The organism is Bacillus sp. YKCMOAS1, assembly GCF_030268125.1.
Classification (GTDB): domain Bacteria; phylum Bacillota; class Bacilli; order Bacillales; family Bacillaceae; genus Bacillus; species Bacillus safensis.
The window spans coordinates 859744-876263 of record NZ_BSEI01000001.1; the positions used below are offsets into that span (position 1 = coordinate 859744).

14 protein-coding genes, 1 pseudogene and 1 riboswitch are annotated in these 16520 nt (G+C 39.2%); of the genes and pseudogenes, 8 read left to right on the top strand and 7 right to left on the bottom strand.

What is annotated here, in order from left to right; translation table 11 throughout:
• Positions 1–259: 259 nt before the first annotated feature.
• Positions 260–1438, top strand: a complete 1179-nt coding sequence (locus QSJ46_RS04390; protein WP_285604336.1) for a Rap family tetratricopeptide repeat protein — start codon at positions 260–262, stop codon at positions 1436–1438.
• A gap of 94 nt (positions 1439–1532) precedes the next feature.
• Here the strand turns inward: QSJ46_RS04390 and QSJ46_RS04395 are convergent, their stop codons facing one another.
• From QSJ46_RS04395 to QSJ46_RS04415, 5 genes are all read right to left on the bottom strand, one after another.
• The gene (locus QSJ46_RS04395) at positions 1533–2381 is read right to left on the bottom strand and encodes a PRD domain-containing protein (protein WP_047203741.1); all 849 of its coding nucleotides are present in this window, start codon (positions 2379–2381) and stop codon (positions 1533–1535) included.
• Between the two features lie 30 nt (positions 2382–2411).
• Positions 2412–3878, bottom strand: a complete 1467-nt coding sequence (locus QSJ46_RS04400) for a glycoside hydrolase family 1 protein (protein WP_285604337.1) — start codon at positions 3876–3878, stop codon at positions 2412–2414.
• A 4-nt stretch (positions 3879–3882) separates the two neighbouring features.
• A complete protein-coding gene (locus tag QSJ46_RS04405; protein WP_212039529.1) occupies positions 3883–5742 on the bottom strand; it encodes a beta-glucoside-specific PTS transporter subunit IIABC in 1860 nt (619 codons plus the stop codon).
• A gap of 341 nt (positions 5743–6083) precedes the next feature.
• Positions 6084–7037, bottom strand: coding sequence for a hypothetical protein (locus QSJ46_RS04410; RefSeq protein WP_285604338.1), 954 nt, complete (start codon positions 7035–7037; stop codon positions 6084–6086).
• 208 nt (positions 7038–7245) lie between these two features.
• Positions 7246–8139 (bottom strand): hypothetical protein, encoded by an 894-nt coding sequence (locus tag QSJ46_RS04415; protein WP_285604339.1) that lies wholly within the window; start codon positions 8137–8139, stop codon positions 7246–7248.
• Positions 8140–8293: 154 nt separating this feature from the next.
• Here QSJ46_RS04415 and QSJ46_RS04420 point away from each other — a divergent pair, with 154 nt between their 5' ends.
• Together QSJ46_RS04420 and QSJ46_RS04425 are read left to right on the top strand one after the other, a co-directional pair.
• Positions 8294–8845 (top strand): PadR family transcriptional regulator, encoded by a 552-nt coding sequence (locus QSJ46_RS04420; protein ID WP_047203745.1) that lies wholly within the window; start codon positions 8294–8296, stop codon positions 8843–8845.
• 4 nt (positions 8846–8849) lie between these two features.
• Positions 8850–9331, top strand: a pseudogene (locus QSJ46_RS04425) (DUF4188 domain-containing protein).
• A gap of 11 nt (positions 9332–9342) precedes the next feature.
• Here the strand turns inward: QSJ46_RS04425 and QSJ46_RS04430 are convergent.
• On the bottom strand, positions 9343–9966 hold the full coding sequence (locus tag QSJ46_RS04430) for an NUDIX hydrolase (RefSeq protein WP_047203752.1): 624 nt from the start codon (positions 9964–9966) through the stop codon (positions 9343–9345).
• 171 nt (positions 9967–10137) lie between these two features.
• On the opposite strand from QSJ46_RS04430, the gene QSJ46_RS04435 reads away from it, so the two are divergent.
• Positions 10138–10344: a helix-turn-helix transcriptional regulator gene (locus tag QSJ46_RS04435; RefSeq protein WP_003215336.1), complete on the top strand. Its 207-nt coding sequence runs from the start codon at positions 10138–10140 to the stop codon at positions 10342–10344.
• A complete protein-coding gene (locus QSJ46_RS04440) occupies positions 10341–11021 on the top strand; it encodes a DUF3169 family protein (protein ID WP_047203747.1) in 681 nt (226 codons plus the stop codon). The genes QSJ46_RS04435 and QSJ46_RS04440 overlap by 4 nt, the downstream gene beginning before the upstream one ends.
• A 46-nt stretch (positions 11022–11067) precedes the next feature.
• Here QSJ46_RS04440 and QSJ46_RS04445 read toward each other — a convergent pair whose 3' ends face one another.
• The gene (locus QSJ46_RS04445; RefSeq protein WP_285604340.1) at positions 11068–12414 is read right to left on the bottom strand and encodes an amino acid permease; all 1347 of its coding nucleotides are present in this window, start codon (positions 12412–12414) and stop codon (positions 11068–11070) included.
• Between the two features lie 163 nt (positions 12415–12577).
• Positions 12578–12657, bottom strand: a riboswitch (glycine riboswitch).
• Between the two features lie 264 nt (positions 12658–12921).
• On the opposite strand from QSJ46_RS04445, the gene QSJ46_RS04450 reads away from it, so the two are divergent.
• From QSJ46_RS04450 to QSJ46_RS04460, 3 genes are all read left to right on the top strand, one after another.
• Positions 12922–13938: a LacI family DNA-binding transcriptional regulator gene (locus QSJ46_RS04450; RefSeq protein WP_047203749.1), complete on the top strand. Its 1017-nt coding sequence runs from the start codon at positions 12922–12924 to the stop codon at positions 13936–13938.
• Between the two features lie 447 nt (positions 13939–14385).
• Complete coding sequence (locus QSJ46_RS04455) at positions 14386–15567, top strand: MFS transporter (protein ID WP_252057058.1); 1182 nt, start codon at positions 14386–14388, stop codon at positions 15565–15567.
• 18 nt (positions 15568–15585) lie between these two features.
• Positions 15586–16488, top strand: coding sequence for a shikimate dehydrogenase (locus QSJ46_RS04460; protein ID WP_024423990.1), 903 nt, complete (start codon positions 15586–15588; stop codon positions 16486–16488).
• The last annotated feature ends 32 nt before the right edge of the window (positions 16489–16520 follow it).

Genomic DNA, 16520 nt, shown 5'->3' on the forward strand with positions numbered 1-16520 from the left:
TTATATCAAATATATGAGCGATATTTTCGTACATTATCTTAAAACCCGTTGTATATAACCCTTTTTTAGATTTCCAAAAAGAGATTTTATTCATTTGTGTTAACAAGCAATTACCCTTACAATGTCGTACATCGCATGACCTTAGGTCCTTTTTATTACCTCTTGTCAATCACCTCACCGAAACGATTATATTTTACCAAAAATTGTGATATCGTTTTTTATGAAACAGGTGAAAGGATCTTAAAGAGGTGAAATTTCCATGGCTATCATTTCTGCTGAACAGGTGGGGAATCGTTTAAATGATTGGAGAATTGCAATTCGCAAGCATGATGTACACAGTGCAAAAGCAATGTATACAGAATTAAAGGAATTACTTCAAAAAATGGAAGAGAATCAGGAGGTCTTGACCTATTACTCATTGCTAGAAGGCAAGTATAAGCTCATGTTATATGAACGAAGAGGTACGAAACTGAAGGAACAGCTAGAGCCAGATTGCCCCTCTAAAACAAACGACTTAATTGAATACTATTTTTACCTATACAAAGCCCTTTACGCGTCATATAAAAGAGACTATGCATCAGCCATTGGACTGTTTAAAATTGCCGAGAAAAAACTACAACACATTCCTGATGAAATAGAAGTAGCAGAATTCCATACGAAAATCGCCAACTTATATATGCTGCTTCGTCAAAGCCTAATTTCTCTGCACTACATTCAGAATGCTATTGATATTTTCAAAAGCCATGAAGGATATGAAAGAAGACTAGCTACAGCCTTTGTCATCGCCGCTGCTAATTATATGGACATTTGCGACTTTATAAGGGCAGAAAATTACTACAAAAAAGCATTACACATCGCAGACAGTCTAAACGATCATTTTCTAACATCACAGCTTTATCATAATATCAGCATTTTGTATGCCGAAGCTGGCGAATCAAAAAAATGTATCGATGCCCTAGAAAAAGCTCTTAGTGACGAAGACTATCTCTCATCGTGTTACTTCCATCACTCCATGTACATGTTAATGAAAGAGCTGCTCTCTATCGATGAAAGGACACAAGCTCTCTATTACTTCGAATTGGTTAACCAAAAACATCAAGCAGAGAAATGCCCCATCTATACAGCAAAAATGAATTTGCTTTACCATCTATATTTCACTGAAGATATGGCTCAAAAAGCTCAAGCCTGTTTTGATGAAATCAGCATTCTTAAAAAATTAAAAGATGCTGAAGGAGTCTGTGAATTAAGTGCATTAGCAGCAAAACACTTTGAAGAGCTGGGAGCAATTCATCAAGCCTATCTCTTTCTAAAGGAAGCTGATCGCATGAAACATCCTATCATTGACTGGGGGAATTCTAATGAAAAAAATGGGTTTATTGATTATCACTTTGACCATCGTTGTTTTAGGACAAACAGGGACTTTCAATTCATTAAATGATGAAAATGGTACAACAGAACGACCTATCGGAACTTAATATAAACATTTGCCAAACAAAGAACCACTCGCCTCATCAAGGCAAGTGGTTCCCCATTTATTTTAGTTGCTGATAAGAAATGAGGCGGTGTATATGTACCGCAAGATAAGTAAGCTCATCATTAGGAATGATGATGCTATGCACCTGTTTAATATAATCTTTGATCTTAAAAGCAACATCCATCGCTTGAGGATATAAATGTGCAATTTGTTCAAATAACTCATTTTCTTGATCTGATAATAATTTATCAGCATAAAATCTTTCTACAAAGAATTTCACATGTGTAATGAACCGGCTGTAATGAATATTCTCTTGATCCATTTTCATATTCAACGTATAGCGAACAAGATTGACAATACTTCCGATCATCTTGGCGTATTTCATACCATCTTTCGACTCGGACTCTTCACCTAATGCATTAATCAAGTGAAAGGCGATATTGGCAGCTTCTTCTTTTGGTAATTGTATGCCCAATGTGTCATTGACTAACTCAAGTGCGTAGTTCCCTACTTCAAATTCTTCTGTATAGTAATTTTTGATTTCCCAATACACACGATTCGTAATATTAATATTCTTTTTATGACGTTCCACTGCAAAATTCAAATGATCCATTAAGGTAAAATAAACACCTGAATTTAAAGTTGAACTTAAACGTTTTTCTGCATATTGGACAATTTGCTGAGTTAAATCGATAAACTCCTGAGGCATTGAATCTAACAATTGAAGAAATTCTTTTGCTCTCATGTTATCGACTGACATAAAGACTTGGTCCGCTTTTTTCTCTTCTATCATTTGACCTGGTTTCTGGCCATAGCCAATTCCTCGGCCGAACAAAACCATCTCCTGTTGGTTCTGATCTTCAGCCAGGACCACGCTCGAGTTTAAAACTTTTTTGATTTTAAACATCGTCATCACCTGTTTTCATGATTGTGGTGTTCAATCAAGCGATTCACCATTTGTCTCAATGACTTTTTGGTACCAATAAAATGAATCTTTTCGAGATCGTTTTAATGTCCCGTTCCCGTCATCATCTTGATCTACGTGAATGAAGCCGTACCGTTTTGACATTTGTGATGTACCTGCACTAATAATATCAATCGAGCCCCAGCTCGTATATCCAAAGAGATCGACACCTTCTTCAATGGCTTCTCTCATTTGACGGAAATGCTCTTTGAAATAGTTAATACGATAGTCGTCATGGATTGAGCCATCACTTTCAACTACATCCTTTGCACCCATGCCGTTCTCGACAATGATAAGAGGTTTTTGATAGCGATCATACAATTCGATCAAAGAAATTTTCAGACCAACCGGATCAATTTGCCAACCCCATTCAGTTGATGGAAGATAAGGGTTTTTGACTCCACGAATGGTATTCCCTTCTGTCTCTTCTAATCCTTCTTGGGCTGATTCCGTTAAAGACATATAGTAGCTAAATGAGATAAAATCTACTGTGTTTTCTTTTAAAATGGTAAGATCATCTGCTTCCATTTGAATATGAATATCTTTTCTCTCAAGCATACGCTTGATCAGTGGCGGATACTCGCCAAACACCTGAACATCTGCATAGAAATAGTTTTCTAAGTTTTGTTTCAAAGCTTGTTCTACATCATTCGGATGGCACGTATGCGGATACGTTGTCAATTTTGTCAGCATACATCCTACCTGGCTGCCTGGAATGATACGATGGCAATCTGCTGTTACGAGAGCAGATGCGACAAATTGATGATGAAGTGCTTGGTACACCGTCTCTTCTACTTTTCCTTCTGAGCAGCGATCAGGAATAATTCCCGCTGTAATGAAAGAGTGTCGGTGAATACTATCAATTTCATTAAAGGTAAGCCAATATTTCACATCATCTTTATAACGTTCGAAACAAACATTGGCGAATTTCACAAAGAGGTCGATTACTTTTCTTTCAACCCAGCCGTTATATTTCACACTAAGGGCTAAAGGCATTTCATAATGAGAGAGAGTCACGATCGGTTCTATGTTGTGTTTTTTCATTTCTGCAAAGACACGATCATAAAATTGCAGCCCTTTTTCATTCGGTTCAGCTTCTTCTCCAGTAGGGAAGATACGACTCCATGCAATAGAAATTCGAAGTGTTTGAAATCCCATTTCAGCAAAGAGAGCCAAATCCTCTTTATAGTGATGATAGAAATCGACACCTCTGCGTTTTGGGTATTTTTTATCGTCTGGATCTTTCATCGCACGATCTATATTTTCAGTGGTAACTGCAAGATGACCTTCATAATCTTCTACACTCAAGTTGGAACGGTACATTGCAATATCTGCAACAGACGGTCCCTTTCCATCTATATTCCAGGCGCCTTCTGCCTGGTTAGCAGCAATGGCTCCGCCCCATAAAAATCCTTTTGGAAAACCTTTGATTTTTGTCATATGATTAGCCTCCTAATTGTGTAACAACCATCAATGTATCTTGACGATTGACCTCTTGTAATGGCTGTACCTTAATATCATATTGATCTGTATTTGTGACTACAGCAAGTGTTACTGGATCATATCCTGCTTCCATGATTTTTTCTAGATCAAATTCAATCAATAAATCACCCGCTTGAACACGATCTCCAGCCTGTACTTTTGGATGGAAATACTGTCCTTCCAACTGAACGGTGTCAATGCCGATGTGGAATAATACTTCAACTCCATGGTCCGTTTTCATACCAAGTGCATGGTTTGTTTCGAACAGCAAGGTTACCTCTCCATCTACAGGTGCATAAAGTGCTCCTTTTGAAGGTACAATGGCAATTCCTTCTCCCATGACCTTTGAAGAGAAAATATCATCTTTCACTTCGGATAGAGAGATCATTTGGCCAATCACAGGGCTCTTGAATGTTTCGCCTGCTCCAATTTTTTCAGCAAACCCAGCTTGATCCTTTGTCTTTTCTTCTACTGTTCGATCTTTACCTAATACAAAAGCAGCGATAAAGGCGACAATAAACGAAATGACCGCTCCAATGATAGCAAACATCAAATTTCGCGGGAGCTCATCTGATATAAACATCGACATGCTTGCTAAACCAGGACCAACAAGCACAAAGGCTTGTATACCAACTAATCCAATGAAAATTCCACCAACAAACGAACCAATCATAACACTTCCAAGGACTCGCTTATTTTGCAGTGTCACACCATACAGCGCTGGCTCTGTGATGCCAAAAAAGGCTGATATCCCTGCCGAAATGGCTGTTGATCTAAGTACCTTGTCTTTTGTTCGAAGTGCCACAGCGAAACACGCTCCACTTTCCGCAATATTATGCGCAAGTGATGCCGGTAAGTAAAGTGCTTCTTTCCCAAGGGTTCCCATCGTTGTGACTGCATAAGGAACCATTGCTTTATGCATGCCTGATGCCACCATGAAGGGGAGGACCGCTGCTAAAATGGCGACAGCTACCCAGCCTACCGTATTAAACATCGAAAGAATAATAGATGAAAAACCTTGCCCCGCTGTAAAACCAATCGGTCCTAACAGAAGTAGCGTAACTGGTACAGTAATGACCAATGACATCATCGGAACGAAGAAAATCCGAATTGGTTTTGGTGAAAACCGTGTAAAGAATTTTTCCATTTGCGCGTAAAGCAATACAGAAAGGATTGCCGGAAACACTTGATACGCATAAGCTATATTTTTCACATCGAATGACAGTAATTGTGCACCTTCTGTAAGCATCGCCGTCATGTTCGGCAGAAGAAGCGCACCGACTGCTGATAGTGCGACCAGTGGGTTTACTTTTAGTTTATTCGCCGTCGTTACAGCAACTAGTAAAGGCAGAAAGTAAAGTGGTGCGTCACCTACCATGTTCAGTATTTGATAGGTTTGTCCCTTTGCATCCATCCAGCCTAATAAAGAGAAAAGGAGAAGAAATGATTTTAAAATTCCTCCGCCTGCGATAGCTGGTACAAGCGGCTGGAAGACACCGACAATGAAATCTAACAGAACTGTGCCTGCTTTTCTTTTTTCTTTTGGCTGATTGGATGGCACATCTTGGCTTGATGAGCTGCCGCCTATTAAACTTGTTACCTTTTGATACACTTCAATGACGTCATTCCCAATGACTACTTGGCATTGTCCTGTCATTCTAACAGCTATGACACCCGGTGTTTTTTCCAGTGCTGGTACATCTGCTTTTTTCTGATCAATTAGTGTGAAGCGAAGTCTTGTTGAACAATGTTCAAGGTGCGCAATGTTTTCTTTGCCGCCTACATGCTGTAAAACGTCTTTGGCAACTTGTGTGTAATTCATTTTTTCTCCCCCTTTTCTCATACACGAGACCTATATTTCGGCAATAAAAAAAGGACCTAAAACGACAAATAAAAGAAAAATTCATCGTTTTTAGATCCTGCCTGCATGACCAGTCACATGTCTAATTTATTCATATTGGATTTGTTTTTAGTATATATGCATTATATGAAAGCGTCAACATTTATTTTTCTAAAAATTATTAGGGTCTATATACCTAAAATACTTTTCTCTATTCACTTATAGGAAACCTTCTACTCTTTTGTTCCTTCTAGCATCAATCAACAATATTTTTCTCCACAAAAAACCAGATAAGTTGATTCACTCATCTGGTTTAAATTCATCTATTTTTTCTTTTCTTCTGCCCTCTTTTTAAATGCTTTCGCTTGTTTTTCATACTCCTTTTTCGTGACAGCTTTTAACTCTACTGAATCGCCTGTCATGATATATGGTTTAGGGAGTTTTTTATATTCCTTCCTCGTGAAAGCTTTTAACTCTACTGTACCGTCTGTCTTTTTAATTGGCAGCTTTACTGATTTTGCATCTCGATCAGTCGAACCTATAATGACACCATCTTCAATTATAGGATCATAGCTCATTTCGAAAAATCCTGCCCCATCAGTAAAGCCCCCGACCTCTATTTTCATTTCTTTATAGGGCTTACAACCTTCTTCAGAAACAGTTGTTATTAAAAAGGAGCCGTCCCATCCATTCTCAACATGCATGCTTTCCACTTGTAAAAATAGTTGTTTATCCTCTGCCGTATATAGAAAACCATATACTTTCGCCACTTTATCCCTGAAGTGTCTCATATTTTCATAAAATCTAGTTTCTGATGATTCAACTAGATTTTGATGTCGATTTTGAATCTTTTTTTGATACGTATCTAGCTTTTTTTGATTGATTGCTTTATAAATCGTGCTTTGCTTCTCGCCTTGTTTTTTCACAGAAAGGTTTTTCCCCGAAAAATGAACTTCGTATATGATCGTTTCTTTTCCTTTTTTCATTTGAAATTCATACCCATTTTCTTTTGAATGGCCGGTTATGACATATTGTTTTTTATATAATTGAGGGTCCCACCAAATTTCTTCTATATATCTTTCATTCAAGTGACCTGTTACTTTGCCTTTATTCTCAGATATCTCGAACCAGTTCAGTCTATCCTTAGTTTTATACGCAAATGCATAGGAATGATTCAATGAATTTTTTTGTGCGATTGCTTGATATGCTGTCCAGCCGCCTCCACCCAAGATGAGTACGGCTAGGATAGACACGACCCAGATTTTCAATTTGCTCATACGTACCTCCTCTAATATTTAATTTGAGAAATCAACATCAACAATATTTTACCATATATTCAACTAAATTCTTATTCACTTAAAAATAGATTCTAGAAAATTTAGATAAGTATTTAGTAATAATATCTTACATCTATGAAAATAATATCCTTTTATCATGGAGAATTCAGATATGTTATTAACCCTTATTCACCTGGTCCAATACGATCTATTTTTTCGTTTCTTCAGCCTGCTTTTTGAATGCTTCCGTTTGCTCTTGATATTCCTCTTTCGTGACAGCTTTAAATTCTATTGTACCGCCTGCCATTTTAAAGGGAAATCTAATTGATGTTGCGTCTCGGTCAGTTTCCCCTAAAATAAAACCCTTTTCAATTGCAGGATAAGTACTCAAATCAAACATTATCCCATCTGAAACACCGCCGGCTGTATGTTTCGTTTCTTTATAAGGTGCTCCACCATCTCCTGGGACCGTTCTCATTAGAAAAGAACCTGCCCATTCAGACTGCATATACATTCGTTTTACTTTTAGAAATAGCTGGTACGAACCATCTTCCGCCGTATACAGATAACCATAAGCGCCTGTTACTTTCTTAATGAAGTTTCTTACATAATCATGAAATCTATTTTCAGTGTCCTCCATCAGTTCTTCATATCGGTCATGAATGTCCTTTTGAACAGCTCGTAGTTTTGTTTGATCAACTGCTTTGTATGTGATGCTTTGTTTTTCACCTTGTTTTTTCACAGAAAGATCTTTTTCAGCAGGGTGAACTTCATATGTGACCGTCTCTTTCCCTTGCTTTGCTTGGAATTTGTAACCGTTTTCAATTTTTTTACCGGTTAATTTATATTTGTTGATAAATAGATTAGGATCAAAATGCCTTTTTGGTTTTTCCTCCAAAATGGTTTCATTCAGATGACCTGTTACTTTCCCTTTTTTCTCCGTTACTTTGAACCAGTTCACATGATTCTTTGTCTTATATGCAAAGGCGTAAGATTGATTCAATACACTCTTTTTTGCATTTGCTTGATAAGCTATCCAGCTGACAGCACCCATGATTAATACTGCTAGAATTGCCACGATCCAGATTTTCAATCTATTCATACATACCTCCACTGACAGAATTTAATTTTTTCTATCAATATATGAGTGAGTCACCTCCTTTATCGAACTTATTTTTCAACAACCCCTTGTATCTGCCACTCCACATCATTTATTATATATCTAAATGATATATCTTTTAGATAGGTATGCTGATATGAAAAAATACAATGATACGACGTATGCGATTTTAGGTATTTTAACGACAGATTGTAAGTCAGGGTACGAAGTGAAGCAATTAATTGATAGGAGCTTGCATCATTTTTGGAAAATCAGTTATGGACAAATTTATCCAGCTTTAAAGTTAATAGTCGAGGAAGGCCTTGCGGAGGTTTCACCTGCTGCTAGCTCTGGTCGTTCAGACAAGCGGGAATATCATTTGACTGAAAAAGGACTGGACACGTTAAGAGAATGGCTGGCGCAGCCGCTCGATCAGTTACCAACAGAACGTAATGAGGTGTTATTAAAGTTATTCTTCGGTCAATATCTTTCGTTTGAGAAGAAACTAGCGCTTTTACAGGATTATGAGAGGCAGCTCCGTATTCGTTATGAGACATATGTTGCGATTGAACAAAACATTCAAGAGCTTTATCCAGATGAAGCGGATGCGAAGTATTGGCTGTTTACTTTAGATTATGGGAAAAGAGTGGCTCAAGCTGGAATTGATTGGTGCGTGGAGACATTCCATTCGATGAAGAAGGAAGGGTAAATGAATGAAAAAAGACATACGTGCTGGCAGATTTACAACGGACAATTCTGATTCTATTGTTGTGTTCATCATCGGAATGAGGATCAACAAACGCTGGGCCATTCATCAATGGATGCCTGTGTTCATGGCGATGCCTGGCATGATCAAGGAGCTGTATACCCATCAAGAGGAGCTAGGGTTTCTTGGGACAAAAATTACTTTGGATTACGCACGACAGTGATGATTCAATATTGGAAATCAACAGATGACCTCCTTGCCTATGCCAAGATGGAGAAGCATTTGGCTGCTTGGAAAAGATTTAACCAAATGGCACGAAATAATGATGCGGTGGGCATTTATCATGAAACATACCAAATTCAAGCCGGCTCGTATGAATCCGTCTACGTGAACATGCCTTCCTACGGACTGAGCCAAGCGAGAGCGCCAATTCCAATTGGTAAAGGAAAACAAACAGCGAAGGAACGGCTGAAAACAACAAATTCCTAGAGAGCGATTCTCTAGGAATTTTTTTTTGCAACGGATACAAAATGTTTTAATATGCGGGCTGTTAATCCCCATATGGTGTAGTTTTCGTAATCATAAAACCATTCCTCGATTGAACGGCTCCCCCAGCTGTATTTTTCACCATTCATGATTTTTTCATAAGGGAAGTCCTCTCCTGGTGTTGGCTGAACGGATACATGATGTAGGTACGGCTCATATTGGCTGAGCCATGATAGAGGCACAGTAAAGGTCTCTTCTACTTCTTCTTGATTATAGGAGTGTTTCACTTTTTGCTCATCAATGATACCGACATATGGGTATACGACAAAGGATGGAGAAGCGATATAAGGACTGAGCTGTCCAAGGATTTCGACCGATTCTGGCGGGATACCCAGCTCTTCATGCGTTTCTCGCAGTGCAGCTTCCTGTGCTGTTTCGCTGCCGTCGAGCTTGCCTCCAGGAAAGCTAATATCCCCCGGCTGTTTTCTCATGGTCAGCGATCGTACCTCAAATAATATATGCCATTCTCCATTTACTTGTACTAAAGGGATAAGGACTGCTGCTTTGAACGCTGTCTCTTCTCCAATGAACAACGGTTGTGATTGATGTAAGTCATTTTTTAATTGATCAATGAACAAGGCCATCACCTGTTTTCTGTTTCTCTTTCCTTTAGCGTATCATGGTTCACCTTTTGAATAAAGATGATCTTTCTGACAATTATTTTTATCATTTTGACAACTTTACTTGTCAAAATGAATATAATACTTTACAATCAATGTAAGATTTCAATCAAAACTTGAGGTGACAGAATGAAAAATCGGTTAAAAGAGCTTCGTGCGCGTGATGGTTTAAACCAAACTGAGCTGGCAAAGCGTGCAAAGGTCTCTCGTCAAACCATCAGCTTAATGGAACGAGATGAATTAATGCCGTCTCTCTTGCTCGCTGTTAAGCTTTCACGAATTTTTCAGGAACCCATTGAACGTATTTTTCTATTCGAGGAGGATGAACTATCTTGAAAACTGTATACAAAATGCTCTTAGGTGCTCTCCTTGGCTTTCTCGGTGCTTACTGTCTACTGGCAGCCGAATTTGAGATGACACTTCTTGATATTGCATTTGAAGCGACTCTTGTCATCAGTGGATTGACAATTTTATTGATTATTTATTGTTTTTCAGGGATTTCACGTATGAAAAAAAGAGTGTCTCTTTCGGTCTCTGGAGATGAGGAAGATGAACTGGAGGCTAAGCAATATCGGACCTTTACTGATTCGACATTAGCCAATACGGTGAGTACGATTTTGTCCATTATTGCCATCGGTATAACCATCGTCACCGAGCAGCCCCTCTGGTTGATTCTGGTCAATGCTGCTTTATTTATCGTCACCATTATCAGTTCTTATGCAGCGATATCCGTTCTTAAACTTGTCTATCCTAATCGCAATCTGCCAAGTCCGTCCGACAAAGATTATAGTAAAAAGCTGCTCGCCATATCAGACGAAGGGGAAAAGCATGTCATGCTTGGCGGACTGTTTCACACGTATCAAATGATGAATATCCTATTGACCAGTGCCATGTTTATTTTGATTGTGTATTCCCTCGGAGCCAATCACTCTCAACTCTTCTCGATCGTGGTCATTGGGGTTGTTTTGATCATTTTGAATGCAAATTATGTGTTGAGGATTAGAAATCGTTAAATGATAAAAAGCACAGCTCTGTCAAAAGGCTGTGCTTTTCCGTCCGTTACGATGCACGGCGTTTCTTTCTAGCATAAATCAAAAATAAGAAACCAAACCATACCGGTGTCAATAGCAGCGCAGGACGTGTTGCATCTGCGAAGAGCATGATCACGAGAATGGCAGCAAAGAGCGCAAGAACGCAAATATTCACAAAAGGTGTGAACGGTGCTTTAAAGGTAGATGCTGCATGCAATTCAGGCCGTGTTTTTTTATATTTCAAATGGCAAATTAAAATAATACTCCATACCCAAATGAAACAAATGGCACTGATCGTGGTAACAATCCCAAAGGCTTGTTCGGGAATCAGCTTGCTTAAAAGTGCACCGACCGATACTACAATCGTTGAAACGAATAGTGCATTACTCGGGACAGCGTGCTTGTTCAAACGTCCAAAGGAAGCTGGCCCCTGCTTTTGATGACTGAGATTATACAGAATACGGCTTGTTGAGAACATGCCGCTATTACAAGCTGATGCCGCAGACGTCAATACAACAAAATTGATAAGCCCCGCTGCTACTGGTATCCCAATGAGCCCAAAGGTTTTCACAAAAGGACTTTCTGATGCACTGAGCTCAGTCCATGGGTTGATACATAGTAAAACAAAGATCGCACCCACATAGAAAAATAGAATTCTTAATGGAATCTTATTAATCGCAGAGGGAATGTTTTTTTGCGGATTGGCTGTTTCTGCTGCAGATACACCAACCAGTTCAACTCCCACATACGCAAAAATCACCATCTGGAATGACAACAAGAAGCCTGTGACATCATTTGGGAATAACCCGCCATGAGACCATAAATTCGTTACTGTCACCGGTCCGGCATCGGTTTGAAAACCAATGATTAAAAGAACAATTCCAACACCGATCAGTAATAGAATCGTAATCACTTTAATGAGCGCAAACCAAAATTCCATTTCTCCGAAAAGCTTCACCGTTAATAGATTCAATCCTAGTAAAATCAACAAACAAATGATCGCAGGAATCCATTGCGGAATGTCAAACCAATACTGCACATACACCCCGACCGCAATGACATCCGCCATCGCTGTCATAATCCAGCAAAACCAATATGTCCACCCTGTCACAAAAGATGCCCACGGGCCGAGATAGTCCTCTGCAATATCGGTTAATGACTGATAGCCCGCCTTCGATAAAAGCAACTCTCCAAGTGCCCTCATGACAAAAAAGATGGCCATTCCGACAATTAAATAAGCAAAAATGATTGAAGGACCTGCCAATTGAATAGCTTTTCCAGATCCTAAAAACAACCCTGTTCCAATGGTTCCGCCAATGGCAATCAATTGCACATGACGGTTTGATAAATCTCGTTTTAATTCTTGTTGTGCCAATGCTAACACCCTCCTACGACACGATCTTATACTGAAATAATGAACTCTTTAAAAAGTCCATAAAAAAAGAGATTGGATGCGCTCCAATCTCACGGTCATAAAAGAATAGCAAAATAGAGAAAAGTAATACACGGCATCATCCATGCATCACAAATACAATATTTCGTACTCTTCTGTCCTTTTGCCTGAGATTGTGAACCCTTCGGCGCCGCACATACATGCGGTCTCTCCAGAAGCTGCTCCTGCTATAGTGTGACCCACAGCAATCATAGCCTTCGTTATTTAATTAAAATGTTGCTATTTCTGAATAATTTTATATTTTACGCCTCAATCAGAATGCTGTCAATGGTAATCTTTTATGATTTACGGTGGCACTCATATGTCTTCACTTCATCAATCCCCCCTGATTCATGTATAATAAATCAAAAGATGTTCGGCTCGTCTGATGGAGAAATCCCTCTTGATCATGAACAAAGTTAGGCAATCCATTGAAGTTGGTGAAGACAAATGAAAAAAATGAACAAACAGCGTGTCACATTACAGGAAGTCGCCCAGCATGCCGGTGTCTCGACTTCAACGGCATCACTCGTTGTTCGAAATAATCCTAGAATTTCTGAAGCCACTCGAAACAAAGTGCTTCAATCCATGGAAGACTTAGGGTACGTATATGACCGCGTAGCTGCCAACATGCGGTCAAAAAGCTCAAATATCGTTGGTGTGATTGTCACAGATATTTCTAACACCTTTATTTCGGAATTTTTAATCGGCGTGCAAACCACGCTTGAATCACTAGGCTATACTGTTTTACTTGGTACAACCTTTGACAGTGTCGATAAACAGGAGCGGCTCATTTCCACTATGGTAGAGCACCGAGTGGGCGGAATCATTTTAAACCTAGCTTCGAAAAGCTCGGCTCGGACAGCCAAACAGTTAAATCAAATTCGCACCCCAAAAGTACTTGCAAATCGTGAATTATCAGATGTGCAATGTGACTATGTCGGCGTTGATTATGAACAAGGCACTTGGATGGCCATTCATCATCTTCTTCAGAAGGGGCATCGACGTATCGCCTTCTTAGGCGGCATCAAGACTTCATCGACCTGGATTGAGCGAATGAAGGGTTTCAAAAGAGCTCACGACGATGAAAACCTGACGATTGATGATTCCCTTATTATTGATATCGTACCTACTCGTGAAGGCGGGAAAGAAGCACTTGCTCAAGTCATGGATCAACCCGAGCCTCCTACTGCTATTTTTTGTTTTAGTGACTTAGTTGCATTTGGAGTCATGCAAGAACTATCAGCACGCAGTATCAAGCCTGGTGAAGATATTGATGTGGTTGGATTCGATAATGTTCCTGAAGCGGAGATGTACCATCCGCCGCTCACCACTGTTTCCTCCTTCCCCCGATCCATCGGGGTAAAAGCAGCGAACCTTTTATATCATAAAATGAACGAACAGGATGAAGAGCTGCAGCGATTGATTTTAAAGCCTCAACTTCATATTAGAGAAACCTCTACCTGATCATGGAAAGGAGAATTGTGGACAGCAATTCTCTTTTTTTTATTGATCAAGTCAACTATTTCTTTGTTTCAATTTTATTTTTTTAAATCACAAAGTCATAAACTTGACACATTTAAAATGCAGGAGTATATTTATCTCGTTGCTTCTTTTAGTATATCGTTATACCTATTTCATCCTATCGTTATTTCTATCAAAAAACAGTTAAAAGTGATTTTTTATGATTCTGATCAAATCATGAAGTTTCACTTCCTAATCAAGGCTGTTATTATTTTTTGCATTTTAGTAGAACGATGTACTTGATTGAAGAACAGATGAATATTCATTATTTTTTCATCAATCACATAAGGGGTGTTGTGATGGGCTTCATATTCTTCATTTTTAAGGAAACAATAACAAAGGGTATTCAAAGAATTTGACCTTAGGGGTTTCAAATATAGGAGTGGGAACATGAAAAATCCTTATATTAAATCGTCACTTGGCATGTATTTAAATTACTTCATGCTTGGCATGATCAATATTATTGTAGCTTCCAACATGGACAGCTTATCTGAACGCTACCATGTAGATATTCCGAAAATCAGCTTGCTTGTATCGGCGATCGGAATTGGTAAACTCATTGCTCTCTTTTTCTCAGGTCGGTTAGCCGATAGCTGGGGACGTAAGCCTGTCATTATTACAGGAAATTTTCTTTACTTATTATTCTTAATCGGTATTCCAACGACAACGAGTTATACACTGGCATTTATCTTTGCGATTTCAGCAGGTATTGCCAATTCACTGCTTGATTCAGGAACCTACCCTGCTTTGACAGAGTCATTTCCGAAAAAAGCAAGTTCGGCTTCTGTTTTAGTAAAAGCGTCTGTATCCATTGGGGCGACTATTCTTCCATTTATCTTGGCGTTCCTAGTGGCACATGACATCTTCTGGGGCTGGGCGTTCTTTGGACTAGGGCTTCTTTATTTACTTGTAGGGATTTACTTAATCTTTATGCCATTCCCGAACCATAAGCAAGTTTCTTCACAAGACGCTCTTCCAGTACAGGACCAGCTGAAAGAAGAACCAAAAATGCTTGGCGAAGGTTTAGCTGTTGTACTTATGGGATTCACGTCGACTGCATTGTTTGTGGTATGGCAGACATGGCTTCCACAGCTCGGATTAAAATTAATCGGACTTGGCACAGAACAAGCGACACAGCTTCTATCTTATTTTAGTATTGGTGCACTTGTATCTGTTCTATTGCTTTCAGTTGTCTTAGATAAATTCATTTCACCGATTATGGTGGCGATCATTTATCCAATTGGTGCGTTCCTTGCAATGCTTTCACTTTTCCAAATCGAAACGTACAGCATTGTCATTGTCAGCACGTTTTTCTTAGGATTATTTACAGCAGGGATCTTCCAGCTGGCGATGAGTATTATGATGAAATTATTCCCGACAAACAAAGCAACGGCTTCATCCTATGTGAACATTGCGGCAAGCTCAGCGTTTATTCTCGTGCCGCTCATTACAAGTGGGTTGGTCAGCACGTACGATATTAAAATGACGTTATTCTTCGATATGATCATTGCGGTTATTAGCGTATTACTAGCGGTCTTTGTTCTTGGACGCATGAAAAAATTATTTAGATAACTAAAGGAGATGTCAATCATGACAAACATACATGAACGAAATATTGATGGAAAAACAAAATTAGTCGGTCTTCTTGCTACACCAATCGGACACAGCCTTTCACCACGTATGCATAACCTTGGCTATACACTAACAGGTATCAACTATGCTTACCTCGCATTTGAAGTAGGGAATGATGAACTAGAAGCAGCCGTAAACGGTATGAAAGCAATGGGTGCAGCTGGATTTAACGTCTCTATGCCGAACAAAATGAAAGTACTAGATTACTTAGACGAACTAGATGATTCTGCAAGATATACACGTGCAAGTAACACTGTAGTAAACAAAGATGGTAAACTCATCGGCTACAACACAGATGGTCTTGGATATGTGAGAAACTTGATTGAGCATGGCGTTGAATTAGCCGGCAAAAAAGTCACACTCGTTGGCTCTGGCGGCGCGGCAACTCCGATTGCGATTCAGCTTGCACAGTCCGGCATTCGTGAAATTAGTATATTTGCTCGTAATGACCAATACTTTGTTCAAGCAGAAGAAAATGTAAATTACATCAACAACGAAATGAAATCTTTCGGTGTCAAAGCAAACATTTTCCCACTTGAAGACAAAGACGCGTTCCGCCGTGAAGTAGCAGAAAGTGCGATCCTGGCAAACGGGACAAGCCTTGGCATGAAACCACTAGATCAGCTCAGCATTATCGATGATACACTTGATGTACTTCGTGAAGATTTGATCGTGACAGATGTCGTATACAACCCGCAAAAAACAAAGCTTCTTGCACAAGCACAGGAAGCTGGCGCCAAAACGATTAACGGTCTTGGAATGATGTTATGGCAAGGAGCACTTGCTTACAAACTCTTTACTGGTGAAGATATGCCAGTTGATCAAGTAAAACAAATTCTTTTTGAAAATGACCGTTTCTAAAACAAAAGAAAGACGACTTCCTAAGCGGAGGT

Bases quoted from the DNA above. Each gene is read 5' to 3' on its own strand.
- QSJ46_RS04400 (WP_285604337.1), bottom strand. From the start codon at position 3,878: ATGACAAAAATCAAAGGTTTTCCAAAAGGATTTTTATGGGGCGGAGCC.
- QSJ46_RS04390 (WP_285604336.1), top strand. From the start codon at position 260: ATGGCTATCATTTCTGCTGAACAGGTGGGGAATCGTTTAAATGATTGG.
- QSJ46_RS04435 (WP_003215336.1), top strand. From the start codon at position 10,138: ATGAAAAATCGGTTAAAAGAGCTTCGTGCGCGTGATGGTTTAAACCAA.
- QSJ46_RS04455 (WP_252057058.1), top strand. From the start codon at position 14,386: ATGAAAAATCCTTATATTAAATCGTCACTTGGCATGTATTTAAATTAC.
- QSJ46_RS04405 (WP_212039529.1), bottom strand. From the start codon at position 5,742: ATGAATTACACACAAGTTGCCAAAGACGTTTTACAGCATGTAGGCGGC.
- QSJ46_RS04410 (WP_285604338.1), bottom strand. From the start codon at position 7,037: ATGAGCAAATTGAAAATCTGGGTCGTGTCTATCCTAGCCGTACTCATC.
- QSJ46_RS04395 (WP_047203741.1), bottom strand. From the start codon at position 2,381: ATGTTTAAAATCAAAAAAGTTTTAAACTCGAGCGTGGTCCTGGCTGAA.
- QSJ46_RS04450 (WP_047203749.1), top strand. From the start codon at position 12,922: ATGAAAAAAATGAACAAACAGCGTGTCACATTACAGGAAGTCGCCCAG.
- QSJ46_RS04415 (WP_285604339.1), bottom strand. From the start codon at position 8,139: ATGAATAGATTGAAAATCTGGATCGTGGCAATTCTAGCAGTATTAATC.
- QSJ46_RS04460 (WP_024423990.1), top strand. From the start codon at position 15,586: ATGACAAACATACATGAACGAAATATTGATGGAAAAACAAAATTAGTC.
- QSJ46_RS04420 (WP_047203745.1), top strand. From the start codon at position 8,294: ATGAAAAAATACAATGATACGACGTATGCGATTTTAGGTATTTTAACG.